Source organism: Pseudomonas sp. FP453, from assembly GCF_030687495.1.
Lineage (GTDB): Bacteria > Pseudomonadota > Gammaproteobacteria > Pseudomonadales > Pseudomonadaceae > Aquipseudomonas.
In genome coordinates this window covers 1493031-1520001 of record NZ_CP117435.1, presented here as the reverse complement: position 1 = coordinate 1520001, position 26971 = coordinate 1493031, and the positions used below count along the sequence as shown (strand labels likewise).

24 protein-coding genes are annotated in these 26971 nt (G+C 62.4%); 13 read left to right on the top strand and 11 right to left on the bottom strand.

Annotated elements, in window-relative coordinates; translation table 11 throughout:
• Window positions 1-26 precede the first annotated feature (26 nt).
• The 4 genes from PSH87_RS06830 to dinG all read right to left on the bottom strand — a co-directional run bounded on the left by PSH87_RS06830 (window position 27) and on the right by dinG (window position 6958).
• A complete protein-coding gene (locus tag PSH87_RS06830; protein WP_305432947.1) occupies window positions 27-1067 on the bottom strand; it encodes an OmpA family protein in 1041 nt (346 codons plus the stop codon).
• 143 nt (window positions 1068-1210) lie between these two features.
• Entirely contained in the window at window positions 1211-2356 is a 1146-nt protein-coding gene (locus tag PSH87_RS06825) for an EstA family serine hydrolase (protein WP_017735949.1), read from the bottom strand.
• Window positions 2357-2438: 82 nt separating this feature from the next.
• The gene (locus PSH87_RS06820) at window positions 2439-4724 is read right to left on the bottom strand and encodes a beta-galactosidase (RefSeq protein ID WP_305432946.1); all 2286 of its coding nucleotides are present in this window, start codon (window positions 4722-4724) and stop codon (window positions 2439-2441) included.
• An 89-nt stretch (window positions 4725-4813) separates the two neighbouring features.
• Window positions 4814-6958, bottom strand: coding sequence for an ATP-dependent DNA helicase DinG (dinG, locus tag PSH87_RS06815; RefSeq protein WP_207039766.1), 2145 nt, complete (start codon window positions 6956-6958; stop codon window positions 4814-4816).
• A gap of 99 nt (window positions 6959-7057) precedes the next feature.
• Here dinG and PSH87_RS06810 point away from each other — a divergent pair, with 99 nt between their 5' ends.
• A complete protein-coding gene (locus PSH87_RS06810; RefSeq protein ID WP_017735952.1) occupies window positions 7058-7522 on the top strand; it encodes a CopD family protein in 465 nt (154 codons plus the stop codon).
• 119 nt (window positions 7523-7641) lie between these two features.
• Here PSH87_RS06810 and PSH87_RS06805 read toward each other — a convergent pair whose 3' ends face one another.
• Both PSH87_RS06805 and PSH87_RS06800 read right to left on the bottom strand, forming a co-directional pair.
• The gene (locus PSH87_RS06805) at window positions 7642-8400 is read right to left on the bottom strand and encodes a collagen-like protein (protein ID WP_305432945.1); all 759 of its coding nucleotides are present in this window, start codon (window positions 8398-8400) and stop codon (window positions 7642-7644) included.
• 171 nt (window positions 8401-8571) lie between these two features.
• A complete protein-coding gene (locus PSH87_RS06800) occupies window positions 8572-9264 on the bottom strand; it encodes an OmpA family protein (protein ID WP_026136697.1) in 693 nt (230 codons plus the stop codon).
• Window positions 9265-9454: 190 nt separating this feature from the next.
• On the opposite strand from PSH87_RS06800, the gene PSH87_RS06795 reads away from it, so the two are divergent.
• Window positions 9455-9952 carry a DUF6231 family protein gene (locus PSH87_RS06795; RefSeq protein WP_017735955.1) on the top strand — a complete coding sequence of 166 codons (498 nt, stop codon included), beginning with the start codon at window positions 9455-9457 and terminating at the stop codon, window positions 9950-9952.
• A gap of 12 nt (window positions 9953-9964) precedes the next feature.
• On the opposite strand, the gene PSH87_RS06790 is transcribed toward PSH87_RS06795, so the two are convergent.
• Both PSH87_RS06790 and PSH87_RS06785 read right to left on the bottom strand, forming a co-directional pair.
• Window positions 9965-10366 carry a type II toxin-antitoxin system MqsA family antitoxin gene (locus PSH87_RS06790; protein WP_305432944.1) on the bottom strand — a complete coding sequence of 134 codons (402 nt, stop codon included), beginning with the start codon at window positions 10364-10366 and terminating at the stop codon, window positions 9965-9967.
• A gap of 2 nt (window positions 10367-10368) precedes the next feature.
• The gene (locus PSH87_RS06785) at window positions 10369-10665 is read right to left on the bottom strand and encodes a type II toxin-antitoxin system MqsR family toxin (protein WP_017735957.1); all 297 of its coding nucleotides are present in this window, start codon (window positions 10663-10665) and stop codon (window positions 10369-10371) included.
• A 294-nt stretch (window positions 10666-10959) separates the two neighbouring features.
• On the opposite strand from PSH87_RS06785, the gene PSH87_RS06780 reads away from it, so the two are divergent.
• The 3 genes from PSH87_RS06780 to PSH87_RS06770 are packed head-to-tail and all read left to right on the top strand — an operon-like array spanning window position 10960 to window position 12129.
• Window positions 10960-11430, top strand: coding sequence for a YchJ family protein (locus tag PSH87_RS06780; RefSeq protein WP_305432943.1), 471 nt, complete (start codon window positions 10960-10962; stop codon window positions 11428-11430).
• Between the two features lie 19 nt (window positions 11431-11449).
• The gene (locus tag PSH87_RS06775) at window positions 11450-11932 is read left to right on the top strand and encodes an LEA type 2 family protein (protein ID WP_017735959.1); all 483 of its coding nucleotides are present in this window, start codon (window positions 11450-11452) and stop codon (window positions 11930-11932) included.
• Complete coding sequence (locus PSH87_RS06770) at window positions 11929-12129, top strand: SEC-C metal-binding domain-containing protein (protein ID WP_026136698.1); 201 nt, start codon at window positions 11929-11931, stop codon at window positions 12127-12129. The genes PSH87_RS06775 and PSH87_RS06770 overlap by 4 nt, the downstream gene beginning before the upstream one ends.
• Before the next feature lie 142 nt (window positions 12130-12271).
• On the opposite strand, the gene PSH87_RS06765 is transcribed toward PSH87_RS06770, so the two are convergent.
• A complete protein-coding gene (locus PSH87_RS06765) occupies window positions 12272-13657 on the bottom strand; it encodes an ATP-binding protein (protein ID WP_305432942.1) in 1386 nt (461 codons plus the stop codon).
• Window positions 13654-14364, bottom strand: a complete 711-nt coding sequence (locus PSH87_RS06760) for a response regulator (RefSeq protein ID WP_017735961.1) — start codon at window positions 14362-14364, stop codon at window positions 13654-13656. The genes PSH87_RS06765 and PSH87_RS06760 overlap by 4 nt, the downstream gene beginning before the upstream one ends.
• Before the next feature lie 198 nt (window positions 14365-14562).
• Between PSH87_RS06760 and PSH87_RS06755 the strand changes: the two genes are divergently transcribed.
• The 4 genes from PSH87_RS06755 (at window position 14563) to PSH87_RS06740 (ending at window position 20074) form a co-directional block, all read left to right on the top strand.
• Window positions 14563-16944: a TonB-dependent siderophore receptor gene (locus tag PSH87_RS06755; RefSeq protein WP_305432941.1), complete on the top strand. Its 2382-nt coding sequence runs from the start codon at window positions 14563-14565 to the stop codon at window positions 16942-16944.
• 25 nt (window positions 16945-16969) lie between these two features.
• On the top strand, window positions 16970-18097 hold the full coding sequence (locus PSH87_RS06750) for an ABC transporter substrate-binding protein (RefSeq protein WP_017735963.1): 1128 nt from the start codon (window positions 16970-16972) through the stop codon (window positions 18095-18097).
• Window positions 18098-18230: 133 nt separating this feature from the next.
• A complete protein-coding gene (locus PSH87_RS06745; RefSeq protein ID WP_305432940.1) occupies window positions 18231-19289 on the top strand; it encodes an iron ABC transporter permease in 1059 nt (352 codons plus the stop codon).
• Complete coding sequence (locus PSH87_RS06740) at window positions 19286-20074, top strand: ABC transporter ATP-binding protein (protein ID WP_305432939.1); 789 nt, start codon at window positions 19286-19288, stop codon at window positions 20072-20074. The genes PSH87_RS06745 and PSH87_RS06740 overlap by 4 nt, the downstream gene beginning before the upstream one ends.
• On the opposite strand, the gene PSH87_RS06735 is transcribed toward PSH87_RS06740, so the two are convergent.
• Window positions 20071-20622: a cysteine hydrolase family protein gene (locus PSH87_RS06735; RefSeq protein ID WP_305432938.1), complete on the bottom strand. Its 552-nt coding sequence runs from the start codon at window positions 20620-20622 to the stop codon at window positions 20071-20073. The genes PSH87_RS06740 and PSH87_RS06735 overlap by 4 nt on opposite strands.
• An 84-nt stretch (window positions 20623-20706) precedes the next feature.
• Here PSH87_RS06735 and PSH87_RS06730 point away from each other — a divergent pair, with 84 nt between their 5' ends.
• The 4 genes from PSH87_RS06730 to PSH87_RS06715 all read left to right on the top strand — a co-directional run bounded on the left by PSH87_RS06730 (window position 20707) and on the right by PSH87_RS06715 (window position 26894).
• Window positions 20707-21351: a glutathione S-transferase N-terminal domain-containing protein gene (locus PSH87_RS06730; RefSeq protein ID WP_017735967.1), complete on the top strand. Its 645-nt coding sequence runs from the start codon at window positions 20707-20709 to the stop codon at window positions 21349-21351.
• A gap of 261 nt (window positions 21352-21612) precedes the next feature.
• Window positions 21613-24054, top strand: coding sequence for a penicillin acylase family protein (locus PSH87_RS06725; RefSeq protein WP_305432937.1), 2442 nt, complete (start codon window positions 21613-21615; stop codon window positions 24052-24054).
• A 204-nt stretch (window positions 24055-24258) separates the two neighbouring features.
• On the top strand, window positions 24259-25263 hold the full coding sequence (locus PSH87_RS06720) for a ligase-associated DNA damage response exonuclease (protein WP_305432936.1): 1005 nt from the start codon (window positions 24259-24261) through the stop codon (window positions 25261-25263).
• On the top strand, window positions 25260-26894 hold the full coding sequence (locus tag PSH87_RS06715; protein WP_305432935.1) for an ATP-dependent DNA ligase: 1635 nt from the start codon (window positions 25260-25262) through the stop codon (window positions 26892-26894). Before PSH87_RS06720 ends, PSH87_RS06715 begins: the two co-directional genes overlap by 4 nt.
• The last annotated feature ends 77 nt before the right edge of the window (window positions 26895-26971 follow it).

Sequence of the window (26971 nt, the reverse complement as noted above, 5' to 3'; positions counted from 1 at the left end):
CGGCTTTATCCTTCTACTTCAACAGGTCAGTTTTTTGCCTGGTCGTTAGCCGGTGCAGCAGCCTTGGCCTTGGCCGGAGCCGCTTTTTTCGCAGCCGGCTTGGCCGGGGCTTTCTTGGCAGCTGGCTTGGCAGCGGCTTTTTTGGCGGCAGGCGCTTTTTTCGCCGGGGCTTTTACAGCCGGTGCGGGTGCAGGAACGTCCTGCACGGCGACCATTTCAGCCACAGGCGGGGTCTTGCCCGAGTTGTACTTGCTCAGCAAGGCCAACATAGTTGTACGCTGAGTGAACATAATTTCCATGCGACGGTTCAGCGCACGGCCCTGGGTGCTGTCGTTGGCGGCACGTGGCATAAGGTCGCCCATGCCACGCAGCATCAGGCGATCCTGCTTCAAGCCGCTGAGGCTGAAGATCGAGGCGATCGACTGTGCACGCTCCTTGCTCAACACCTGGCTCGCCGGTGCGGTACCGGTGGCATCGACGTGGCCCAGGACCAGCACGGCGGTCTTCGGGTCGGCTTCAACGGCCTTGGCCACGCGAGTGAACGGGCCCAGGGTGACCGGCAGCAGCATCGCCGGGCGTTTCGGGTTGTAGGAGCCGTCTACCGGGGCGATCACGACCAGTACGTTGTCACGGCGTTCCAGTTGCAGGTTGCTGTCCTTGATGGCAGCGCGCAGGCGCGGCTCATAGTCGTCCAGCCAGGCTTGGGTTATTTTTGGGTCTGGCATAGGGATGTTGGTGACATCGACCTTGGCCAATGGCTTTGGTTTGCTTTCGAACGGCCACCACCAGTGGGTTTCGCTGTCGGTCTTGGCGACAGCCGGCGCGGCGGCAGGTGCAGGGGTAGCAGCCTTGAGATCGGCTTTCAGGTCGGCAGCCTTGGCATCGGCGGCGACTTTGGCATCCGGCTTGGCGGCAACCTGAGTCGCGGCATCCTTGGCGGCGGTTTTATCAGACCCAAATGACCCAAATGACCACCAATGTCCGCCATCGGCATCATTTTGTGGGGTTTGTGCGCAGCCAGTAATAGTGAGGCAAAGCGCCAGTGCCAAGGACTTGTTCGATAACATGAGATATCCACAAAATGAGAAAAATGCCAGGGGTCTGGATGACCCGTTAAACAGACGCCAGGATAAGAATAAAGTTACAACTTTTCCTTCAGCCTCTTCTTATAGTTGCCTTTGTAACAAAAAAACGTGAAACAGCAAGGGGTTTACAGACAACCGGCCAATATTCTGACCAACTTCTGTGCACGCGGGTCCATAAGTACATAAGGCCCCAATGTATTAGTCACGAAACCAAACGCTACATCATGCTCAGGGTCGGCAAACCCCACCGAACCGCCCGCCCCCGGATGCCCGAAAGCACGCGGGCCAAGGCCGAAGGTGGCATTGGGCAGGTGTGGTTGATCCAACATGCAACCCAGGCCGAAACGGGTTTGTGTCAGTAATGTTTTATCCGCCCCGATACTGTGTTCGCGGGTCAACTCTTCCAGCATGTCGCTTTCCAGCAAACTACCGTCCAGCAAACCACTATAAAAACCCGCCAGGCTGCGTGCATTACCGTGGCCATTGGCGGCGGGTTGCTGCATGCGTCGCCATTCGGGTTTATTAGTGCTGGTCAGAATAGACGGTGGATTGGCAAATGCCCGCGTCGTCATCGCATTCGGCTCGCGCATCATTACTTGCAGTAAGCGTTGCGCGGCTTCATCGCCCATATTGCCTTTGCTGCGCGCTATATGGGCAACACGATAAAACTCGGCATCCGCCAGGCCGACATGGAAGTCCAACCCTAACGGGCGTGCCACCCGCGCCACGATGGACTCCCCAGGGCCGCGCCCGTCGGCACGGCGCAGCAATTCACCGACCAGCCAGCCGTAGGTGATCGCCTCGTAGCCATGGCCCTGGCCCGGCGTCCACCACGGGGCCTCGGCCGCCAGGGTGTCGACCATCAATTGCCAGTCATACAGGGCTTCGGTGGGCAGCATCTGGCGGATTGCCGGCAAGCCCGCCTGATGGCAGAGCAACTGGCGCAGGGTGATGGCTTCTTTGCCTGCCGCCGCAAATTCCGGCCAGTAATCGGCCACGGGGGCGTCCAGCTTCAGCTTGCCCTCGGCGACCAGTTGCAGGGCCGTGACGGCGGTGAAGGTCTTGGTGCAGGAGAACAGGTTGACGATAGTGTCGCTGTGCCAGGCCTCGGCACCGTCCTTGTCGGCGGTGCCGGCCCACAGGTCAACCACGGTTTCACCGCCGACCTGGATACACAGCCCGGCGCCACGCTCCTGAGGGTCATCGAACAAGGCGGCGAAAGCTTCACGTACCGCTTCGAACTGGAGCTCGTAATGACCCTGAATCTGCACCTAAGCCCCCTCGGAAAACGCCGTAAAAAGTGGCCGACATTGTTCCAGTCATTGCAGGCTTTGTGAACCCGTCAACGCGCAATCAGTGACCATTTCCCGCGTGCCCGCCCGCATGCCCGGCGGCTTTGCCAGCGCTTGCGCCATTACCACTTTGATGTTCACGGACCGCGCTGGCCGCCTTGGCTTTTTCCGCCTCCTTGCCCAACTGATCGACGGCCGCCAGGTTGCTCTTGCGCACAGTCTCGACAAAGCCCTGGAACGGCACATCGGTGATGCCGACCAAGCCGAAATGGCCGTTCTCGGCGTCCAACAGGCGGCCGGTCACCGGCTGGTCCAGGTACTGGAACCAATGCACGCCGACAATCGACGGCTCGGCCATGGCCTGTTTGAGGAAGTTGGCGTACGCCGTGCCGCGCTCCTCTTCCCTGGCCACTGGCGTCACACCACCCCAGAACGGGCCACGATCCGTGGAGCCAAAGTTGAATTCGGTGATCAGCACCGGCTTGTCCAGCGCGTGCAAGGCCGCGAAGTCATAACCGTCCTGGGGCTTGAGCGTGTACATGTTGAAACTCAGCACATCGCAATACTGCGCGCAGGCCGCCACCGCTTCCGGGGTGCTCACCGCGTAACGGCCGCCCAGCAGCAACTGGTTGGGCGCGTGCCATTTCAGCGAGTCGGAGATGGTCTTGAAGTAGGCGTCAGCAAAGGTCTTCTGGAAATACTTGAAGTCGGCCTCGATTTCCGGGTGCTCGGCACTTGGCATCGGCGGCTCGAAACCCGGGTCTTCCATCAGCTCCCAGCCCGCCAAATGGATGCCCCAGGCTTTCGACAGGCCTTCCTCGTTGCGGTACTTGTCGCGCAATTGCTTGAGGAACGCGCGCTTGGCCGGCACGTCGGTGGTCATGCGCAAGGTGCCGTAGGCCAGGGCGTAACGGGACTTCGCATCATCGCCGGGGCCGGCCCAGGCCAGTTCGTTGTCGGCAAAGAAGCCGATCAACCACGGGTCATCCCGGTGATCACGGGCGGCGATGGCCACGGCACGTTCGGTGGCCATGGCGAAGCGCGGGTCAAACGGATCGGGCATGCCGCCCCACCAGTCGGTGCCGGTGCTGATGCTGGCGTAGTCGCCGACAATCGACAGCGGCAAGGTGTAGGGCACGCGGTCGGCGCGGGCCAGGTCTTCGTCGCTCCAGTTGCCCAAAGTGTTGAAACCCCAGGCCTGCAGGCGGTCGAGGGTGTGGGTGGCCCAACGTTTCTGGTCAAAGCCCTCGCCACCGTAGGTGCGTTGCAGGTTGGCGCCGTAGAAGTCGTACCAACGCCCGGCGCCAAAGCTGCGCCCTTCGCCGGCGCCGTTGCCGGTGCGGTTATCGCCGCTGCCGTAGTACCGGTCGAAGGGTTCACCGGCCTTGGGCAGCGCCGCGAACATCCATTCACGGCCGGAGACGTAGGTCTGGCTGTTATCCGGGGCGACGGTGTTGACGCCCAGGGAGTAAAACGGATGGCCTTCTGGTGTCACCAGGTACCAACGGCCGTCACGTTTCTCGGTGCGAAAAAAACCGCTGGCGTCGAACGCTGGGCCCTTGTTCCAGCCACCAAACTTGTCCAGGGCGGATTTATCCCGCGTGGCCAGCCAACCTTGCAGCTGTTGCTGTTCCTTGGCGGCCGCGGCCTTGAGTTGTTCGTCGCTACTGACCTTTTCCGGCCAACGCGCGCGGGTGGATTGGCCGTAGGCATCCACCAGCTCGCTGTACGCGGCCTTGATCACCGGCTCGCTGTCCTGCACGCCAAAGCGTTCCAGCAGGATGCTTTGCGCAGCATTGGGCTTTTGCATCGACAAGGTCACCGACACCACCTGGCTACGGTCGATCTCGCCAAAGCTGCCGGCCAGCAACACGCGCTGGCCGTCCACGGTGATCGGCATCGGCGGGCCGGCCTTCATGCCCTGGCTCAGCGGCGAGTTGGCTTGCAGCGGCACCAGCAAGGTCTGGGCCGGGCCGGCCGGCAGGTCGATGCGGCTGCGCAAGGTCTTGCCGTCGGCGCTCTGCACCGTGACGTAGAGGGTCAGCGCCCAGTCCATGGCACTCTGGATGCGCAGGCTCATGGCGCTGGACTGCGACCAGTCCCAGGCACCGGTCTGCGGGCTGAGCACCAGGCTCGGCTCAGCGGCCGGGTTGAAGGTGATGCGGCGCAGCACTTCGCCTTCCGGGGTTTGTTCGGCGTTGTATTGCGGCAGGCTGGCGTCCTGGGTCGCCACCTTGACCACATCGGCCGGCCGGACGAAGTTGAACAGGGTCTGTTGCCCGGCAGGCGCGGCCAGCAAGGGCGCGGCGAACAGTAGGGCAAATAGAGCGGGCAGCGTGCGAATCATACAGACAAGGTTCTCCCAGACGGCCGATGAATGGCCTGATGAAATACAGTGAGATAGACCACGAAGTGGGCGAAACCGCCCACGGTGGCTTAAGAAATTTCGCGCCGGAACGGTGGCAGAGCATTAAGAATAGCTTTGCCATAGCGCTGGGTGACCAGACGGCGGTCAAGCAAGGTGATGGTGCCCCGGTCTTCTTCGGTGCGCAGCAAGCGGCCACAGGCCTGGACCAGCTTCAAGGAAGCGTCCGGCACCGAGATTTCCATGAACGGGTTGCCGCCGCGCGCTTCGATCCACTCGGCCAGTGCCGCCTCGACCGGATCGTCCGGCACCGAGAACGGGATCTTCGCGATCACCACGTGTTCGCAGTAGGCGCCGGGCAAGTCCACGCCTTCGGCAAAACTCGCGAGGCCGAACAGCACGCTGGAATCACCGCCATCCACCCGCGCCTTGTGCTTGTTCAGGGTTTCCTGCTTGGACAGGTTGCCCTGGATAAACACCTGCTTGCGCCAGTCGCGGTCGAGGCCGTCGAACACGTCCTGCATCTGTTTGCGGGACGAGAACAGCACCAGGGTGCCACGCGAGCCTTCGACCAGTTCCGGCAGGTCACGGATGATCGCGGCGGTGTGCGCGGCTGCGTCCCGGGGGTCGGCCTTGAGGTCCGGCACCCGCAGCACGCCGGCGTCGGCGTGATGGAACGGGCTTGGCACCACGGCGGTGACGGCCTTTTTCGGCAGGCCGGCGCGCATGCGGAAACGGTCGAAGGTACCCAGGGCGGTCAGCGTGGCGGAGGTCACCAGGCAGCCGTAGGCCACGTTCCACAGGTTGCGCCGCAGCATTTCGGCGGCAAGGATGGGGCTGGCGTTGACCTCGATATCAAACAACGCACCGCTTTCCGACAGGGTCAGCCAGCGCGCCATCGGCGGGTTGTCTTCCGGGTCTTCGACGGTGAAGGCGGTCCACAACTCCCAGTTGCCCTGGGCGCGGGACAGCAGGCTGCCGAACAGCGGGTACCATTCTTCGGCCTGGTTGCTGGCTATGCCAATGTTGACCTCGCCGTCCATGCCTTCCTTGAGCAGGTCGGTGAGACGTGTAAACAGGTCGGTCAGGCGGGAAAAGCCCTTCTTCAACTCGATGCCCATTTCGCGCATGTGCTCGGGGATCATCCCACCAACAAAGCGGTGACGCGGCCGCTCGCGGCCTTCCACGTCTTCGCCCGGTTTGAAGTCGGCGACCTGTTCGCAGGCGCTGAACATGAACTGCTGCTGGGTCTTGATCTCCCGCGCCAGCTCCGGCACTTGCTCGATCAACTTGCCGAGGTCGCCGGGCAGCGGGTGCTGGGCCAGCAACTTGGTGAGGTTCTTCGCGGTGGTTTCCAGCCAGTCGGCGGTGGAACGCAGGCGCGTGTAGTGGGCGAAGTGGCCGATGGCCTTGTCCGGCAGGTGGTGGCCTTCGTCGAACACATACAGGGTGTCACGCGGGTCCGGCAGCACGGCGCCGCCGCCCAGGGCGAGGTCGGCCAGCACCATGTCGTGGTTGGTGACAATCACATCGACCTTGCCCATGCCTTCGCGGGCCTTGTAGAAGGCGCACTGGCCGAAGTTGGGGCAGTGACGGTTGGTGCATTGGCTGTGATCGGTGGTCAGGCGCGCCCAGTCGGCGTCTTCCAGGGCATTGGGCCAGCTGTCGCGGTCGCCGTCCCATTTATTGCCGGCCAGCTTCTCGATCATGCTGGTGAACAGCTTCTGGCTGACTTCATCCACCTCGATCTTGAAGCCTTCTTCTTCGAACAGCGAGGCTGTGGCGGTTTGCGCGTGGCCTTCCTGCAACAATACATCGAGCTTGGACAGGCACAGGTAGCGGCCACGGCCCTTGGCCAGGGCGAAGGTGAAGTTCAGGCCGCTGTTGCGCATCAGGTCGGGCAGGTCTTTGTAGACGATCTGCTCTTGCAGGGCGACGGTCGCGGTGGCGATCACCAGGCGTTTGCCGGCAGCCTTGGCGGTGGGAATCGCCGCCAGGCTGTAGGCCACGGTCTTACCCGTACCGGTGCCGGCTTCGACGGCCACGACCGCAGGGTCGCCACTGCGCCGACCTTCGTCGTCGGTGTCGATATCGCCGAGGACCTTCGCCACTTCGGCGATCATCAGGCGTTGGCCGTAGCGCGGTTTCAAGCTCTTGGCTTCGAGAAAACGCGAATAGGCGCCCTGGATCGTGGTTTTGAGTTCAGTGCTGATCATGGATAGTCGGGCGCAAAAAACGCTGGATAAATTTTCAGTGGTTCGGATCGGCCGCTATCATACCCCGCTAATTAATCCCGCGCAGAACGGAGTACTTCAATGACCGCCTTTAGCCTCGCTTACACCCTGCATGTATTGGCCGCCCTGATCTGGGTCGGCGGCATGTTTTTCGCCTGGATGATCCTGCGCCCCGCCGCTGTGGCGGCACTTGACGGCCCTGCCCGGCTGACGTTGTGGGCGAATGTGTTTCAACGTTTTTTCGTGTGGGTGTGGGTCGCCGTGGCGATTTTGCCGATCAGCGGTGTTGGCCTGCTGCAACTGCGCTTCAGCGGGTTTGAGACCGCGCCGCGTTATGTGCAGGTGATGATGGGGTTGTATCTGGTGATGACGGCGTTGTTTATCCGTATCCAGGCGTTGAAGTTCCCGGAGTTGCGCGCGGCGGTGGCGGCGCAGGATTGGCCGACGGGTGCGGCGGTGTTGGGGCAGATTCGGCGGTTGGTGGGGATTAATCTGGTTGTGGGGTTGGTGGTGGTGGCAATTGCCTCGGCTCGGCCGATGTTCTGAGGCGACGGTTAAACCGCTATCGCGGGCAAGCCCGCTCCCACAGTTTGACCGCATTCCAAAGGTGGAAATCGGTCGAAGGTGGGAGCGGGCTTGCCCGCGATAGCGTCAGCCCAAACGACTCACAGCCGCTGGATAGTCACTGAACCCGCAGGCCCCACCGGCCCCGGCTGCCCTTCCAGCCCCGGACGGCCCTTCTCGCCGCCATCGGCCTGATACACCAGACACCCCTTGGACTGCCCACCCTTGCCCGGCTTGCCCGCGGTACCCGCCAGGCCACCCGCACCACCTTCCACCCAGACCTTGATCTGCTCCGCCGGGAAGTCCTTCGGCAACTCGACCCGCACCAGCGCACCCGCGCCGCCGGGCAAGCCGTCGCCACCATTATCGCCATTGGCGCCGCGCCCCGCCGAACCCCAGGTGCAACCCGGGTCTACGCCATTGGCGCCGTCCAGGCCGGCATAACCTTTGGCGCCGGCGCCGCCACGGGCGTCCACCGACAGCTCGTCGGCCACCAGCGAATTGATACGCAAGGTCAGGTCTCGCCCAGCCTTGGCCGGTTTTTCATGGGTGCCGGGCGCGCCCCGCGAGGTGATCTGGCTGCCGTGGTCCAGTTGCGCATGGCGCACCTGCAGTTGCAGCGCGGTATTGCCGGGGACGATGGTGATGCGTGCTTCACGGCCCAGGTGCAGTTCATCCACCGTGACCTGGCTGATGCTGGCCGGAATCAGCAGGGTGCCGTAGTCCGCCACCTCCAGGCGCTCCAGTTGCAACACGCTGGTGCTGCTGGGCAGGCGCATCAGCGAGTTGGTTTCAACACTGACGCTCTGGGCCAGGGCAATGGGGCTGACCAGCAGGGCCAACAGTAAAACCTTACGCATCTTGGAGCTCCCCTTGAGAGTGTTTCAAAGCTGTTTCTAGTTTTTCTTTGGACGCACAGTAACGACTTCTACCGGCGATTTGCCAGTGAAGGTTCAAAAAAATTGGGAAGTGGATGGTTTCGGTAAAGATCGCCAGCAATGCCCCTGTGGATCCCACAGGGGCAAGGGCTGTCAGCGGTTGATCTGGATTTCCACGCGGCGGTTCAAGGCACGGCCTTCAGCGGTTTTGTTGTCGGCGACCGGATGGCTTTCGCCAGCGCCCGTGACCGAGACAAAACTGCTGCGCGGGATACCGGAACCGATGAGGTATTCGGTGACCGAGTGCGCACGTTTTTCCGAGAGTTTCTGGTTGTAGGCGTCTTTGCCGACGCTGTCGGTGTGGCCGCTGACCCGCAGCTGGGCGGTTGGCGCTTCTTGTTTCAGGCGGGTGGCGATGGTGTCGAGCTTGGTTTTATCCGCCGCCGTCAACTTGGCCGAGTCGAACTGGAAGTGCACATCACGAATCACGATGGTTTCTTCCTTGACCACCACCACTTCCTCGACCACTGCGACCGGCACCGGTGGGCAACCGTTGGCATCGACCGGCACGCCTTTCGGTGTGCCTGGGCACTTGTCGCGGCTGTCCGGCACGCCATCGCCGTCTTCATCGCCATCACCGTGCACCCAGCAATAGGCGCCGGCCATGCCGCCGATCAGCAGCGCACCGGCGCCTGCATAGGCCGAGCTTTCGGTGGCGCCGATCGCCGCACCGGTCACACCGCCAAGGGCGGCGCAGGTGGGCCAATCGGTTTTTTGCAAACCTGCGCAACCTGTCAGTACTCCGGTTAGCAGAATCAAGGGTAGAGCTGTCCGCATGATGCTCATCTGATTTCTCCTGAGGGGATCGGCGGGGGCCGATGGGTGGAGTAAAGACCGCTCTTTTCATCTGCGCCAGTTGGCCACACCCCCGGATTCATTGAGGATCGCCACGCAGGGCTGGCTTTTCGCAATCGCCCGCTCTAGGCCCGCACGCTCAGCCGCGCTAGTCTCTACGGTCCTGATGTGAGGATCTCTGATGACCGCCGGTATTTCTGCCCGTACACCCCAGCAAGCCCTGGCCGCCTTGCTCGACCTGCACCAGCCCAAACGCTTGCTGCTGTTGGGGGCCAGCCAGTTCCCGGCGCTGGAGGCGTTTGCGGCCGAACACCCGGACACCCAAGTGTCCATCGCCCCGCCCGGCCCCTTGCCGGCCGAGCTTGCTGCGCAGCGTTTTGACCTGGCGCTGGTGGTCGATTGCCTGGAACACCTGTCAAAAGCGCAAGGCCTGACCTTGCTCGGAGGCGTCCGCAACCTCAATGCCAGCCGCATTGCGGTGCTGGTGGACCTGGGCGCATGCGAATGGAAGGACACCGACTTCTTCTCCCTGGCCTTGCAGGCCGGCGAGCGGTTCCAGCGCGAGGAGCAGGTTCTGACGCTGTTTACCTACGATCTGCTTGACTATAAACAGGTGCCCGACTGGCTCAACGCGCGGTTCTGGGCCAACCCGCAAAATTTTGGAAAGTATTGGTGGTAAGCCGATAAGAACCTAGGCTGTTCGGACTTCGTCAAGCAACTCAGGGTGGCGGTCGAGCACCCTGAGAAGCTTTATGAGCGCCAAGGGCGGTTTCGTCTTGCCGTTCTCATAGCGAGAAAAAGCGTTGACCCCTCCGCCGAATATCTCGGCCGCCTCCCGCTGGTCCAACGATAGTTTCTTACGCACTGCGGCGATAAAACCGGGATCTACGAGGTCTGCGTTGACTCGCTTGGAGAATGCCCTCATTTCTTTCATGACGCGATCCGATTCAGCCAAACCCAAAATCGACTCGGAGCAAGAGGGGCAGAACTCACCCATGACATTCTCAATCACCGTCGTTTCGCCTTTGTACGAATAGGGTACGTCGCGGGTGTCGTGGACCAAGCCCGCCGCACCACAAACAGGGCATTTCATATTCATAGCTCCTTGAAGGACACGATCAGTACGTCTTCGATAACCGTGAGTTTCAGGTAGACCGTCCCTGCCTTCGTGCGTGGCCGGTACACGTCTTGCCATATCGTGTGGTCGGCATAAGTAGTCATGCTCTTGTAAAAATCCATGGGCTCGAGGGCCAGTATCACGGCCAACATCCCGGCAAGGTCAAGGTTGAGCTCCTCGGCGCCGAGACGTGCAGAGTGAGTCGTGCGAACCTTCCCAGTTTCAACCAAAGCCTTGACGGTATTCAGCTTGCAGTGAGGCGTCCATTTCTCCATGTTCGAAACTAACCTAATTGGTTTTATTTTGGCAAGTAGGTTAATTACCTGCACAGCGTCGCTTGAGAGGTACCAAGCGGGCCCAATGGAACCTCAGCGAGGTTCGGCGAACCAGCGACGAAATGTCTCAAGACATGAACTGGCCAGTTGCTTCCCTGCGCTAGTGGCCGTCGAGTTCCCTGAGGATCCTCTGTAGTATCCGGTCATAGGCCGTCATTGAGCTTTTCTGCGGTAATGCCAAGGCTTGGCTAACGTTATCTCTCACAGAATTCTAAAAGTATTGGTGGTAACCCAATGAGTACATCCATTTGCCCCTGCGGCAGTGGCAACCTGCTGGATGCCTGCTGCGGTCATTATCACGCCGGCCACCCGGCACCGTGCGCCAGCGCGTTGATGCGCTCGCGCTACAGCGCCTACGTGCTGGGCCTGGTGGACTATCTGGTTGCCACCACCTTGCCCGCGCAACAGGCCGACCTGGACCGCGACGCCATCGGCGCCTGGAGCGCCCAAAGCACCTGGCTGGGCCTGGACGTGGAAAGCTCCGAGGTGTTCGGCGGCCAGCCGGAACACGCCTTTGTGACCTTTACCGCACGCTGGCATGACAGCACTGGCGAACATAGCCACCGCGAACAGTCTTCTTTCGTACAGAATGACGGGCGCTGGTACTTCATCGACCCCACCGTGGAGGTGAAGGCCGGACGCAACGATGCCTGCCTGTGTGGCAGTGGGCAAAAATTCAAGAAGTGTTGTTCCAGCTACCTCTAACCCACACAGGACAAACGCCATGCTTCGGATCTACAGCTTGATGCTGGCGTTGACCCTCGGTTTGACCGGCTGCGCGTCGTGGTTCGAAGACGACTCGCCGCCGCCCCACGTGTCCCTGGTCAAAGTCGAAGTGGTGCGGGCCAAGCTGCTGGAGCAGAAATTCAAGCTGTACTTTCGCGTCGACAACCGCGACGACGCCGACCTGACCGTGCGCGGCCTGGTCTACAAGGTGACGCTGGATGACTTTGTGCTGACCGAGGGCGAGTCCAACGAGTGGCTCACCGTGCCACCGCGCAGCCATAAGTTTTTCCGTGTGTCGGTGCGTACCAACCTCTGGCCGCAGATCCGCGATGTGGTGCAAATGCTGAAAAACCCGGACAAGCCGGTGCCCTATCGCCTCGACGGCGAGCTGAAAACCGGATTATTCATCGGTTATGACGTGCAGGTGGCCCACAATGGCGAGATAATCCCCGGCGATTTTATTCCGGAGCGACATCGATGACTCAGCAACCCCATGTCCATGGTCCTGACTGCAACCACGATCACGATCACCATGATCACGACCACGGCCATGTCCACGGCCCGAACTGCGGCCACGCTCACCAGGAGCCGGTGCGCAATGCCTTGAAGGACGTGGGTCGCAACGATCCTTGCCCGTGCGGCAGTGCGAAGAAGTTCAAGAAGTGCCACGGGGCGTAAGCCACGCTGAAAAGCCGACTGAATGAGTGGGCTTCTTCTGTGGGAGCTGGCTTGCCTGCGATAGGATCACCTCGGTACTACTGAAGGACCGAGTCGCCTGAATCGCAGGCAAGCCAGCTCCCACATTGGACTGCATTTCACTTCAGGCTTTGCGTTGAAATAACAACTCGACCTCAAGCCCGCCACCCTCCCGATTCCTCAAACTCAACCGCCCGTCATGCGCCCTGGCAATGGTGTGAGCAATGCTCAGCCCCAACCCATACCCACCCGTTTCAGCATTGCGCGACCCCTCCACCCGATAAAACGGCTCCATCACCTGCTCCAGCTGTGCCTGGGGAATCCCCGGCCCGCGGTCACTGATGACGATTTTCAAGCTACCGGCCTGGTCTTCGACTCGCACCACCACGTCACGGCCATAACGCACCGCGTTTTCCAGCAGGTTCTGCACGCACCGCTTGAGGCTGCGCGCATACCCTGGCAGCGGCTGCTTCGCCCGGCCTTCGATGCGCACGCTGTGCCCCACGTCTTCCAGATCCGCCTGCAAGCTTTGCAGCAATGCATTGATGTCGATGTTTTGCCGCGCCTCGTTGATTTCGCCGCTGCTGACAAAATCCAGGGTGCTGGCCACCATGTGCTCCATTTCTTCCAGGTCGCTGCGAAAACGTTCCTTGGTGCGATTGTCGTCGAGCATCTCGGTGCGCAGGCGCAAGCGTGTGATCGGTGAACGCAGGTCGTGGGAAATCGCCGCAAGAAACCGCGTGCGCTCGGCAATGTTGGCGATCAGCCGTTGCTGCATCGCATTAAACGCCTGGGCCGCGCGGCGCACTTCGGTGGGGCCACTCTCCGACAGTGGCGGGCGCTGGATGTCGCGGCCGAGGGCTTCGGCCGCCTTGGCCAAGGCGTTGAGCGGGCGGATGGCCAGCCGCACGGCCACCAGCGCGATCACCACCAGCACCAGCACGCGCAGCAGGTAGATGCGCATCACGTAATCGAACAGCAGGTCCAGCGGCGAGGTGCTGGTCCAGCCCTGCTCCTCGCGGGCGTCCACCTGCAACCAGCGCCCGTCGGGCAGGCGCAGGTCGATGAGGAACTGCCCCACCACCGGCTTGGACTCCAGCAAGGTCCACAGCCCGGCGTTTTGCCCCGCACCGTCCACCAGCGACAGGTGCAGCAGGATCAGGGTTTGCGCATAGCCGGTTTTTTCCGAGAGAACTTTCTTGATCAGCCGCTCGGTCGGCCGGTCGCTGTCGGTAAGGCTGCTCGGCGTGTTGCTGGCCTGGTCGCTCAGTGTCAGGCGAAAATTCGGCGCATCCAGCAGCTTGATCAGCAGGTCAGCCTGTTGCGGATCGCTGTGTACCAGGCGCACCACATCGGCCAGCCGGGTGGCGATCAACCGCGCCGGGATCTCCAACACCTGGCCATGGCGCCGGTCATACCAGATGCTGCTGGTCAGCGCCTGGGCCGCGAGCATGCCGCTGACCAGAATCAGCACCAACCGCCCAAACAGCGAACGCGGCAGCAGTCTCACGACGCCAGCACCACGTCATCGGCGGTGAGCATGTAACCCTCGTTGCGCACGGTCTTGATCAGCCCGGCCGGCAGTTGCGAGCGCAGGCGGCTGACGCACACGTCGATGGAACGGTCGAACGGCGTGCTGTCCTTGTCGAACACATGGTTGAGCAGAAAATCGCGGCTCAGCGGGCGGTTCGGGTGCTGCAAGAGCAGGCGCAGCACGCGGTAATCCGAATTGCCCAGGCTGACCACCACACCGTCCGGCGAAAGCAATTGGCGCGCCCGGGTGTCGAGTTGCCAGCCGGCGAAACGGATGCTCGGCGCTTCATCCAGCCGCGCCCGGTCGGGAAAACTCTGCACCCGGCGCAACACCACCTTGATCCGCACCAGCAGTTCCCGCGGGTCGAACGGCTTGGGCAGGTAGTCATCGGCGCCGATTTCCAGGCCGACGATGCGGTCGATCAACGACCCCTTGGCGGTGAGCATCACCACCGGCGTGTTGGAGTTCACCCGCAATTCGCGACACAGGCTCAGGCCGTCTTCGCCGGGCAGCATCAGGTCGAGGACGATCAGGTCGATGACGTTCAATTCCAGGCGCCGGCGCATCTCCTTGCCGTCGGCGGCGGTGGACACCTGAAAGCCCGCATCGCTCAGGTAGTCGCAGAGCAACTGGCGGATTTGCGGGTCGTCATCAACGATCAGGAGGTGGTCTTGCTTGGCCATGGGCAGTCGATCCGAAAAACTATAAAACGCAGCAAATAGCCGAAAGTTCAGGCAACGGCGTACGCAAATGTAATGGAATGTTGTAGGAAACGATAATCAAGCATCAGCGATACAAACCAGGGGCAGTGCAGGGGAAATCGCTGTTTAGACTACCGAACCTAAATGAGAGTAATTGTAATTTAGACTCGGAAGTAGCCCATGTCATTGCCCACACCGCTCCGCAACCCGCTGCACACCACCCTGGCACCGATGTTCGGTTTTCTCGCCGCCGGCAGCGTGGCCCCGACGGCCTGGGCGGATGCGCCCGCCGCCAGCCCCCAGGATTCAGTGCTGAGCCTGCCGGAAATCCAGGTCGATGGCGAAGCCACGTCCACCTTCAAGGTCGACCGGGTGACCTCGGCGAAAATCAGCCAGCCCCTGCTGGACGCACCGCAAAGCGTGACCATCGTGCCGCAGCAGGTGCTCAAGGAACAGAACGCACAGACCTTGCAGGAAGTGTTGCGCAACGTACCGGGCATCACCTTTATGTCTGGCGAAGGCAACCTGGGCTGGGGCGATCTGTTTTCGATCCGTGGCTTTTCCTCCGAACAAAGCCTGACCGTGGACGGCGTGCGCGACGCCGGCATGTCCACGCGCACCGACACCTTCAACCTGCAACAGGCCGAAGTGTTCAAGGGCACCGGCTCCATCGAATCCGGCGTGTCCGCCGTGGGCGGCAGCGTCAACCTGGTGAGCAAGGAAGCGCACCTGGGCGACGCCAACCGCGTGTCCGCCGGGATCGGCACCGATGCCTACCGTCGTCTGACTGCCGACCTGAACAAACAGCTGAACGACACCACCGCCGTACGCGTCAACCTGATGAAGCACTACAACCAAGTGTCCGAACGCGACGACGTGGACTACGACCGCTGGGGCATCGCCACCTCGTTCGGCTTCGGCCTGGGCACCGACACGCGCTTTTTCATCGACACCTTCTACCAGAAAGACACCAATACCCCAGACGGCGGCGTGCCGATCCAGCGCGGCACCCATGGCGACCGCATGCCCGGGGTAAAACGCTCCAACTGGTACGGCGATTCCAGCCTCTACACCCAAGAAAACAAGACCACCTCGCTGACCGCCCGCTTCGAACACGACTTCGCCTGGAACGACGCCAACCTGCGCAACCAGACGCGCTGGGAGCGCAGCGACAACTTCGCGGTGCTGTCCCCGGCGCGCTTCTTCGCCGCCAGCGCCTCCGGCGGAAAAACCTGCACCGGCACGCGCTGTGCGACCTTGGGCTACACCGGTGTAGGCCCGATCAGCCAAGTGCCGGGCAGCACGGTGAATGCCTACACCGACTACGTGAACAACAGCAACACGTCCTACGGCATCCTGCGCGGCAGCGACTTCGGTTTGTCCAAGCGCTACACCATCCTCGATAACCAGACCGACTTCAGCTTCACGTTCAACACCGGCAGCCTGCAACACGCGGTGGTCTCGGGCCTGGAGTTCTACCACGAGACCTACGGCGGCCTGAAACGCAACGCCGAAGTGCCCGATGGCAACATGCTTTTCGATATGGCCGACCCCAGCCATAGCTTCGCCAGCACCTACGTAACCAAAGGCGTCGGCGAGCCACGCTCGGTGATCGACAACGCCGGTATCTACCTGGGCGACACCGTCACCCTCAACGAGCAATGGCAAGTGCTGGGCTCGCTGCGCTACGACAACTGGCGCGCCGAAACCCGTCAGCGCGGCCAAGCCACCACGAGTAGCAGCGACGGTGCGGTCAGCGGCCGTGTCGGCGCCGTGTTCAAGCCGTTGCCCAACGGCAGCATCTACCTTTCCTACAGCGAAGCGGCACAACCGTCGGCACTCGGCGCGTCCACCAACAACCAGATCTACGGCGCGGCCAGCACCAGCAACTACAGCCCGGCCAAATCCAAGACCTACGAGCTGGGCACCAAGTGGGACATTGCCCACGACAGGCTCAACGTCACGGCGGCGATCTTCCGCACCGAGCTGGAAAACGCCTGGGAATACCAGGACGGCGAATCCGCCCCGGTGCGCGCCCTGCCCGCCAAACGTGTCGACGGCATCGAGCTCGGCCTGCAAGGCAATATCACCCCGCGCTGGACCGCCTACAGCGGTTTCTCGGCGCTCAAAAGCGTGCAGACCAAAGGCGCCAACAAAGGCGCCGAAGCCAAGAACGTGCCCGACCTGACCGCCAACCTGTGGACCACCTACGCCGTCACCGACGCGCTGAGCCTGAGCTACGGCGAGCAATACGTGGGCCGGCGCCGCTACACCGACAACAAATACGTCGGCGGTTTGAACAACAACAGCAGCTATGCCAGCGGCGCCTCCGGGGTGTACGCGATCTATACGCGCGACCACGAAAAAGCCCCCGGCTACTGGCTGAGCAACCTGGCGGCGCAATACAAGGTGAACAAGGACACCACGGTCAACCTCAACCTCAACAACCTGTTCAACACGTTTTATTACAGCCAGGTCGGCGCGTCCCTCGATGGCTTCCAGCTCTACGGCATCCCGGGCGCCGGGCGCACCCTCACCGCCAGTGTTGATTATGAGTTCTAAATCCCCTTTTCCAGGAGCCCTTGCCATGCGCAAACCCCGTCAACTGCTCAAGCTCGGCGTACTGTGCGCCGCGCTGGTCCTCGGCCACGCCGAAACCGCCGCCGCCCAGCAAGTCACCGATGTGCTGGGGCGCACGGTCGAGGTCAGCGATCACGTCAAGCGCGTGGTGCTGGGTGAAGGCCGGCTGATTTCTGCATTTGCACTGCTGGACAAGGATGCGCCGTTCCAGCGCATCGTCGGCTGGCAGAACGATTTGAAGCTGCTGGACCAGCACACTTACAACGCCTACGTGGCGAAATTTCCGACGGTGAAAGACATCCCGCTGATCGGCCAGGCGTCGGAACAAAGCGTCAGCGCTGAAGAAATCCTCTCGCTCAAACCGGATCTGGCGGTGTTCAGCATTTCCGGCCACGGCCCGACCGAACACAGCGCGGTGGCTGACGTGCTGGCCAAGGCCGGCATCCCGGTGGTGTTTGTCGATTTTCGCGTCAACCCGGTGCAAGGCACCCACACCAGCATGACCGCGCTGGGCCAGGCGTTGGGCCGTGAAGCCCAGGCCAAGGCGTTCCTCGACTTCTACGACGCGCACATCAAAGTCATCACCGACGCCGTCGCCACCCTGCCCGCCGGGCCACGCCCCAGCGTGTTCCTCGAACTGCTGGCCGGCGCCTGGCAAGCGCCGGGACACACCACCGGCAAGAGCGGCATGGGTGAAGTGATCAAGTTGGTGGGCGGGCGCAACATCGCCGCCGATGTGGTGCCGGGGGCATTGGGCGACATCAGCGTCGAGTACGCATTGAAGGCCGACCCGGATGTTTACGTCGCCACCGGTAATCACAAACCGGGGCTGATCCTCGGCGCAGGCGTGAGCACCGACGAAGCGCGCGAGGCGTTTGATCGCGTGCTGGCGCGGCCAGAGTTCGCCAACCTTCGTGCGATCCGCGCGGGCAATTCCCACGGCCTGTGGCATGACTTCTACAACTCGCCGTACAACCTGCTGGCGATTGAGGCGTTGGCCAAGTGGGTGCATCCGGAGTTGTTCGCCAAGTTGGATCCGCAGGTGACGATGGAGCAGATCAACCAACAGTTCCTCGGCATGCCGTTGCAGGGCGCCTACTGGATCGACACCAAAGCCACTGCCAAAACGCAGTAAAAACTGTGGGAGCTGGCTTGCCTGCGATGGCGGTGTGTCAGTCACCTCATTAAGTGACTGATACACCGCCATCGCAGGCAAGCCAGCTCCCACATTTAGATCTTCATTGTTTTTTGAAATTGTGTGAGCCCCCATGACCACTCAAACCCTCGACCTCGCCAGCGCCACCCACGGCTACCGCCGCCTGCTCGCACGGCGCGCGTGGCTGCTGGCCGCGCTGGGCACCGCGCTGGTCGGCGCCATCCTGGTGGACCTGGCCAGCGGCCCGTCCGGCATGGGCCTGCTGGCCTTGCTCGACGGGATCCTGCACCCCGCCCATCTCAGCGCCACCGACCAGGTGATCATCTGGAACGTCCGCCTGCCCTACGCCCTGATGGCGGTGCTGGTGGGCTGCGCGCTGTCGCTGGCCGGGGCCGAGATGCAGGCGATCCTCAACAATCCGCTGGCCAGCCCGTTCACCTTGGGCGTGTCGTCGGCGGCGGCGTTGGGCGCGTCCCTGGTGATTGTGTTTCCGGTGACGACGCTGTGGGTGTCGGCCAACACCGCGATTTCCCTCTCCGCATTTATCTTCGCCGCCGCCTCGGTGTTTTTGCTGCAAGCCATGTCGCGGCTGCGCGGCGCGGGGGTGGAAAGCCTGGTGTTGTTTGGCATTGCGCTGGTGTTCAGTTGCAACGCGGTGGTGGCCTTGCTGCAACTGGTCGCCACCGAAGATGTGCTGCAACAACTGGTGTTCTGGACCCTGGGCAGCGTGACCCGCGCCAACTGGGACAAGCTCGGCATCCTGGCCCTGGTGGTCGCGGTGGTGTTGCCGTTTTCCTTTGCCGCCGCGCCGCGCCTGACCTTGCTACGCATGGGTGAAGACCGCGCACAGAGCTTCGGCGTGGACGTGAAGCGCCTGCGGTTTTTCTCGTTGCTGCGCATCAGCCTGTTGTCGGCCACCGCCGTGGCCTTTGTCGGCACCATCGGATTTATCGGCCTGGTGGGTCCGCATATCGCGCGGATTCTGGTGGGCGAAGACCAGCGTTTCCTGCTGCCCGCCAGCGCCCTGACCGGCGCGTTGCTGCTGGCGCTGTCGTCGATTGCCAGCAAGCTGATCATGCCCGGCGTGATCGTGCCGGTGGGCATCGTCACCGCGTTGGTAGGCGTGCCGATCTTCGTGCTGTTGGTGTTCAAGCGTGGGAGGCAGTTATGAGTGAAGGGTTGCGCATCGAGCACGCGAATGTCAGCTACGGCCGTCGGCAGATTGTGCACGACCTGAGCCTGCCCACCCTGCCCCACGGCAGCCTGACCGCGCTGATCGGCCCCAATGGCGCGGGAAAGTCCACGTTATTGCGTGCCGTGGCCGGGCTGGAAAAGATGCAAGGCGTTGTGCGACTGGGTGACCTGGACCTGTCCGCCATGTCCGTGGCCGAACGTGCGCGGCGCGTCACCTATATGCCGCAGAACCTGCCACCGGGGCTGAGCCTCAGCGTGATGGAAAGTGTGATCGCCGCCTTGCGCGTGGCCAATGTGGACGGCATTCCATTGTCCAGCGAGGCCTGCCTGCGTGAAGCCTTCGCGGCGCTGCACCGCATCGGCATCGCGCACCTGGCCGATCAACTGTTAAGCACGTTGTCGGGCGGCCAACGCCAACTGGTCAGCCTCGCCCAACTCATTGCCCGGCGCCCCCAGGTGATGCTGCTGGACGAACCCACCAGCGCCCTCGACCTCAATTACCAGTTGAAAGTCATGGACTGCGTGCGCGGCCTGGTGCGCGAACACCAGCTGATCGCCGTGGTGGTGCTGCACGACATCAACCTCGCGGCACGCTTCGCCGACCATATCGCCGTACTGCGCCAGGGCCGTTTGTACGCCTGTGGCGCGGCGGATGAAGTGCTCGACCCGGCGCTGTTCGCCGAGGTGTATGGCGTGCGGGTGCGCATCGAGCGGTGTTCGCAGCAGTCGTTGCAGGTGTTGGTGGATGGCGTGGTGGCTTAACGCAGCACGTCGCGGGAGTGGATCACCGTGGCGTACTCGCCGTGCAGGTTGCCCAGCGACATGGCGTGTACCAACTCGGCCGGGTGCAGCTCACCGAAGAAGTCCGGTTTATCGAAGGTGTAGCACGCATCCTCGATCACCCAGGTATCAAACCCAAGGTTACCGCCGGTGCGGGCGGTGGCTTCCACCGAGTTGTGGGTGGCCACGCCCACCAGCACCAGCTGCGCAATGCCGGCCGCGCGCAACTGCGCTTCCAGCGGCGTGCCGCTGAACGCATCCGGCACGCGCTTTTGAATCAGTTGCTCACCGGGCGCCGGCACGCAGGCGTCCTGGAACTCGACACCGGGCTGCCCTGGCCAGAACACCGAATCCGGCGAATGGGACAAATGCTGCACATGGATCACCGGTCGGCCCGTGTGGCGCCAATGCGTTAGCAGCGCCTGAATACGCTCCTCGGCCTGTAGGTTATTGCGCCGCCCGAGCTTGGGGTGATGAATGCCTTTCTGCTGATCGATCACGATCAGTGCCGCGTCCTGCCGAAATTCCATATCGATAGACCTAAATGTTTCATTGAATTTTCGCACTCCGAACATCACCTCTACCTACAGGCATTCGCGCCTTTGGAGAGCTTCATGATCGATTTGTACTACTGGACGACCCCCAACGGTCACAAAGTATCACTGTTCCTGGAAGAAGCCGGCCTGCCCTACGCGGTGCATCCGATCAATATTGGCCAGGGCGATCAGTTCAAGCCCGATTTCCTGAAGATCGCGCCCAACAACCGTATTCCGGCCATCGTCGATCACAACCCTGGCGACGGTGGCGCACCAATTTCGCTGTTTGAATCCGGCGCAATCCTGCTGTACCTCGCGGAAAAAACCGGCCAGTTCATTGCCCAGGACCTGCGTGGCCGCCAGGAAACCCTGCAATGGCTGTTCTGGCAAATGGGCGGGTTGGGGCCGATGGCCGGGCAGAATCATCACTTCAGCCAATTCGCACCGGAGAAAATCCCCTATGCGATCAAGCGCTATGTAGACGAAACCGCGCGCCTGTATGGCGTACTGGACCGGCGCCTGGCGGATCGTGCGTTTGTTGCCGGCGAGGACTACAGCATTGCCGATATGGCCATCTACCCGTGGATCGTTTCCCACAAGTGGCAGAGTCAGCGGCTGGAAGATTTCCCACATGTGCAGCGTTGGTTCAACAGCATCAAGGAGCGGCCGGCGACGGTGCGGGCGTATGAACTGGTGCAGAAGGTGAATCCGCCCAAGGCCTGATCTCAAGACGATAGAACACAAAATGTGGGAGCTCTGGCTTATGTGGGAGCGGGCTTGCCCGCGATAGCAGTGGTTCAGCCAACCTATCAGTGACTGACACACCGTAATCGCGGGCAAGCCCGCTCCCACACTTAATTTCTCCCACCTGAGTCCTCACCTGACTCAAGATCTAATGTTTTCCCCAAACTCCCGCTTGCGTCGTTTCACCGCGCTCACTAACGTAGCGCCTTTACTGACGCTACCCCCCGCAGGAGCTTTGCCATGGCCTCGCCAGCCCTCTCACATTTTCTTCCCCGGTTCGGCGTTGCCGCGGCAGTGGCCAGTGCGTTAAGCCTGGCCGGTTGCCAGCTCCAGAGCACCCAGGACACCCTGCCACCGGTCGCCGGTGTGCAACCGATCAAAGGCCTGGCACAGAATGTGTCGGTGCGTCGCAATGCCCAGGGCATGCCGTTGATCGAAAGCAACACCTTCCACGACGCGCTGTTCAGCCTCGGCTATGTCCACGCCAGCGACCGCATCACTCAGATGGTCACCCTGCGCCTGCTGGCCCAGGGCCGTCTGGCGGAAATGTCCGGCCCTGATGTACTGGATGCCGACCGGTTCATGCGCGCGGTCAACCTGAAGAAAAGCGCCGGCGAGCTGTATAACGCCTCGTCGCCGCGCCTCAAGCGTTTCTTCGAGGTGTACGCGCGGGGCGTCAACGCCTACCTGTTCCGCTACCGCGACAAGCTGCCGCCGGACCTCGCCCAGACTGGTTACAAACCGGAGTACTGGAAGCCTGAGGATTCGGCGCTGTTGTTCTGCCTGCTGAATTTCAGCGAGTCGGCCAACCTGCAAGAAGAAATCGCCTCCCTGGTGCTGGCGCAAAAGGTCGGCGTCGACAAACTCGCCTGGCTCACCCCGAGCGCGCCGGACGAAGCGATCCCGCTGGCCGAAGCGGAAAAACTCAAAGGCGTGAACCTGAGCCAGATCAGCGGCCTCGCCGGGCTGGACAGCGTCAGCCAGCAACTGAGTCGCCTCAATTCACTGGCCGTGACCACCTCGAGCAACTGGGCCATTGGCCCGCAACGCAGCCGCAGCGGCAAAAGCCTGCTGGCCAACGACCTGGCCGCCCAGCCGCAAGCGCCGTCGCCGTGGAGCTACGTGCAGATCCGTGCGCCGAAATACCAGGCCGTCGGCGCCTCGATTGCCGGTTTGCCGACCCTGTTGTCGGGTTTCAACGGCAAAGTCGCGTGGAGCATGAGCACGGTCAAGGGCGATACCCAGGACCTGTTCCTGGAGAAGGTCAAACGCCAAGGCAGCGCGTTGTACTACGAGAACAACGGCAAATGGCTACCGGCGGGTGTGCGCAACGAAACCTTCTTCGTCAAAGGCCAACGCTCGATTCGCGAAGTGGTGTACGAAACCCGCCACGGCGCCCTGCTGAATAGCAGCCAGGCCCTCACCAGCGGTTTTGGCCTGGCCCTGCAAACCGCCGACTTCAAGGACGACAAGAGCCTCGACGCCTTCTTCGACCTGTCCCGCGCGCAAAACGCTGGCAAGGCTTCGGACGCGACCCGCGAAATCCGCGCCATCGCCTTGAACATGGTGTTCGCCGACGCCAGCAACATTGGCTGGCAAGTCACCGGGCGTTTCCCCAACCGCCGCGAAGGTGAAGGCCTGCTGCCCTCGCCGGGCTGGGACACGCGCTTTGACTGGGACGGTTACGCCGACGCGATGCTGCACCCCTATGACCAGGACCCGGCCCAAGGCTGGATCGGCACCGCCAACCAGCGCACCGCGCCCCGCGGTTACGGCATGCAACTGTCCAACTCCTGGGATGCACCGGAACGCAGCGAGCGCCTGGCGCAACTGGCCAACGCGGGCAAGCATGACACCCGCAGCATGATCGCCATGCAGTACGACCAGACCACCACCTTCGCCGCCAAGCTCAAGACCCTGTTCCAGGCGCCGGGCATGGCCCAGCCGCTGAAACAGGCGATCGATGCCTTGCCAGCGGCCGAACAGGCCAAGGCGCGTGAGGCGTTGGGTCGCCTGATGGCGTTCGACGGGCGCCTCGTATCCACCTCCGCCGATGCGGCGATCTACGAGCTGTTCCTGCAGGAAAGCGCCAAGCAGATCTTCCTCGACAAGCTCGGCCCGGAAACCAGCGCCAGCTGGAAGGCGTTTGTCAGCACAGCCAGCCTGTCCTACGCCGCCACCGCCGACCACCTGTTGGGCCGCGAAGACAGCCCGTTCTGGGATGACACGCGCACCCCGCAGAAAGAAGACAAACCGGCGATCCTGGCGCGTACCCTCGCCGCCGCGATCAGCGCCGGCGACAGCCAACTGGGCGCCGATCACAAGGCCTGGCAGTGGGGCAAGTTGCACAGCACCACCTGGAAAAACAGCCAGGGCCAGGTGATTCGCGGGCCGCTGGCGTCCGGTGGCGACCACAACACCTTGAACCCGGCGCCGTACAGCTGGGGGCAGGACTTCAACACCACGCAGGTGCCGGCGTTGCGCATGATCGTCGACTTCGGCCAGGTGGAGCCGATGACCGGCCAGGGTGGCATCGGCCAATCCGGCAACCCGGCCAGCCCGAACTATGCCAACGGCATCGACCCGTCGCTCAAGGCGCAATACCTGAGCTTCCCGATGCAGCCGCAGAACTTCGAGAAGGTGTATGGGAAAGCCAGGTTGACCCTCACACCCGGCAAGTAGCTGAAGAAACCGGCTCCACCTGTGGGAGCTGGCTTGCCTGCGATGGCATCACCTTGGTCTGACTGAAAGACCGAGGTGTCTGCATCGCAGGCAAGCCAGCTCCCACACAAGCCAGCTCCCACATTTGTTCTGCCTGCATTCAGATAGAACTTCTCAAGTCTTACTTCCCTCCTAACTGATAAGCCCATCGCCCCAGGCACGCCCATGGACCTTGTCACCGCCCGCCCCGAAGGCCTCTACTGCCCCGCCGGCGATTTCTACATCGACCCCTGGCGCCCGGTGGAACGTGCGGTCATCACCCACGCCCATGGCGATCACGCCCGCACCGGCAATACGCACTACCTGGCCGCCGCCCCCGGCGAAGGTATCCTGCGCTCGCGCCTGGGACAGGACATCAACCTGCAAACCCTGGCCTACGGCGAACCGCTGAACCATCACGGCGTGACCTTGAGTTTTCACCCCGCCGGGCATGTGCTCGGCTCGGCCCAGGTGCGCCTGGCATACAAGGGCGAGGTCTGGGTGGCCTCCGGCGACTACAAAGTCGAACCCGACGGCACCTGTGCGCCGTTCGAGCCGGTGCGCTGCCACACCTTTATCACCGAATCCACCTTCGGCCTGCCGATCTACCGCTGGCAGCCACAGGCGCAGATCTTCGCCGGGATCAACGATTGGTGGCAGGCCAATATCGCCGCCGGCAAGGCCAGCGTGTTGTTCTGTTATTCCTTCGGCAAGGCCCAGCGCATCCTCCACGGTATCGACGCCAGCATCGGCCCGATTCTCAGCCACGGCGCAGTCGAGCCCTTGAACCGGGTGTACCGCGAGGCTGGCATTTATATCCCCGAAACCCTCTACGCCGGGGACTTTCAAAAGACCGATCCACTGCTGCGCCAAGCCCTGGTCATTGCCCCGCCCTCCGCTGGCGGCAGCAGTTGGATCAAGCGTTTCGGCGACTACAGCGACGCCTTCGCCAGTGGCTGGATGCGCCTGCGCGGCACCCGGCGGCGGCGCGGGGTCGACCGCGGCTTTGTGCTGTCGGACCACGCAGATTGGCCCGGCCTGTTGTGGGCCATTGAGCAAACCGGCGCCGAGCGGGTCATGGTCACCCACGGTTCTGTGGGCGTCTTGGTCCGTCACCTGCGGGAAAAAGGCCTCGACGCCCAAGGGTTCACTACCGAGTACGGCGATGACGAAGAAGAGGCTGGCGTATGAAAGCGTTCGCCGAGCTGTACGCCAACCTCGACGCCACCACCTCCAGCAATGCCAAGCTCGCCGCCTTGCAGGCCTATTTCCGCCAGGCGCCGCCGGCAGATGCGGCATGGGCCGTGTATTTCCTCTCCGGCGGGCGGCCTCGACAACTGGTGCCGACGCGCCTGCTCAGGGACATGGCCACCGAGGCGTCGGGTATCGAGCCGTGGTTGTTCGAAGAAAGCTACCAATCGGTCGGCGACCTGGCGGAGACCATTTCCCTGCTCCTGCCGGAATCGCCCTACACCTCAGAGGACGGCCTGGCCACGTGGCTGGAAGAAAAACTGCTGCCCCTGCGCGGCCTGCCCCCCCTGGAATTGGCCGAGCGCCTGCCTGCGCTATGGGCACAGCTGGATCAACCGAGCCTGATGGTGTGCATCAAGTTGATCACCGGCAGCTTTCGCGTGGGCGTGTCCAAACTGCTGGTGACCCGCGCCCTTGCCGCCCTGGCCGACCTCGACAGTAAACGCGTGGCGCAGCGACTGGTGGGCTACACGGATTTGGCCAACCGCCCTACGCCTGAGGGCTACCTCAAGCTGATCGCCGCCGAATCGTCCGACGAGCATGCGCAACGTGGCGGGCAGCCTTATCCGTTTTTTCTCGCTCACGGGCTGGCCCAACCTGTGGAGCAGTTCGACACCGTGCTCGGTGCACCCGGTGACTGGCAGGTGGAATGGAAGTGGGATGGCATCCGTGCGCAGTTGGTCAAGCGCGAGGGCCGCCTGTGGATATGGTCCCGCGGCGAAGAACTGGTCACCGAACGCTTCCCCGAACTGCACAGCCTGGTCAGCGGCTTGCCCGATGGGACGGTGATCGACGGTGAAATCGTGGTGTGGAAAGACGCGGTGCAACCCTTTGCCCTGCTGCAACAGCGCATCGGACGCAAGACGTTGAGCAAGAAAGTCCTGGAAGACGCCCCGGTGATCGTCCTGGCCTATGACCTGTTGGAGCATGGAGGCGACGACTGGCGCAGCCATCCCCAGGCCGAACGCCGAACCCAACTTGAGCAGGTGATTGCCCAGTGCAACCAACCCGTGCTGCAACCCTCGCCGCTGTTGAGCGGCGCCACCTGGGACGACCTCGCCGAACAACGCAAAGCCTCCCGTAGCCTCGGCGTGGAAGGCATGATGCTCAAGGATCGCCAAGGCCTGTATGGGGTGGGCCGCACCAAGGACATGGGGCTGTGGTGGAAGTGGAAGGTCGACCCGTTCAGCGTCGATGCGGTGTTGATCTACGCTCAGCGCGGCCATGGCCGACGCGCCAGCCTCTACAGCGACTACACCTTTGCCGTGTGGGACGGCCCCCCTGGCAGCGAGCGAGCGTTGGTGCCATTCGCCAAGGCCTACTCCGGCCTCACCGATGAAGAAATGCGCAAGGTCGACGCCATTGTGCGCAAGACCACCGTGGAAAAATTCGGCCCGGTCAGCAGCGTGACGCCGAGCATGGTGTTTGAACTGGGGTTTGAAGGGATTGCCTTGTCCAAGCGGCATAAGAGCGGGATTGCGGTGCGGTTTCCGCGGATGTTGCGGTGGCGGCAGGATAAGGCGGTGGATGAGGCGGATAGCCTGGCCACATTGCAGGATTTGCTGGCCTGAGCCTTCCCCCGAAAACACCACGAGTTCTGTGGGAGCTGGCTTGCCTGCGATAGCGGTCGCTCAGTGACACATGGGCT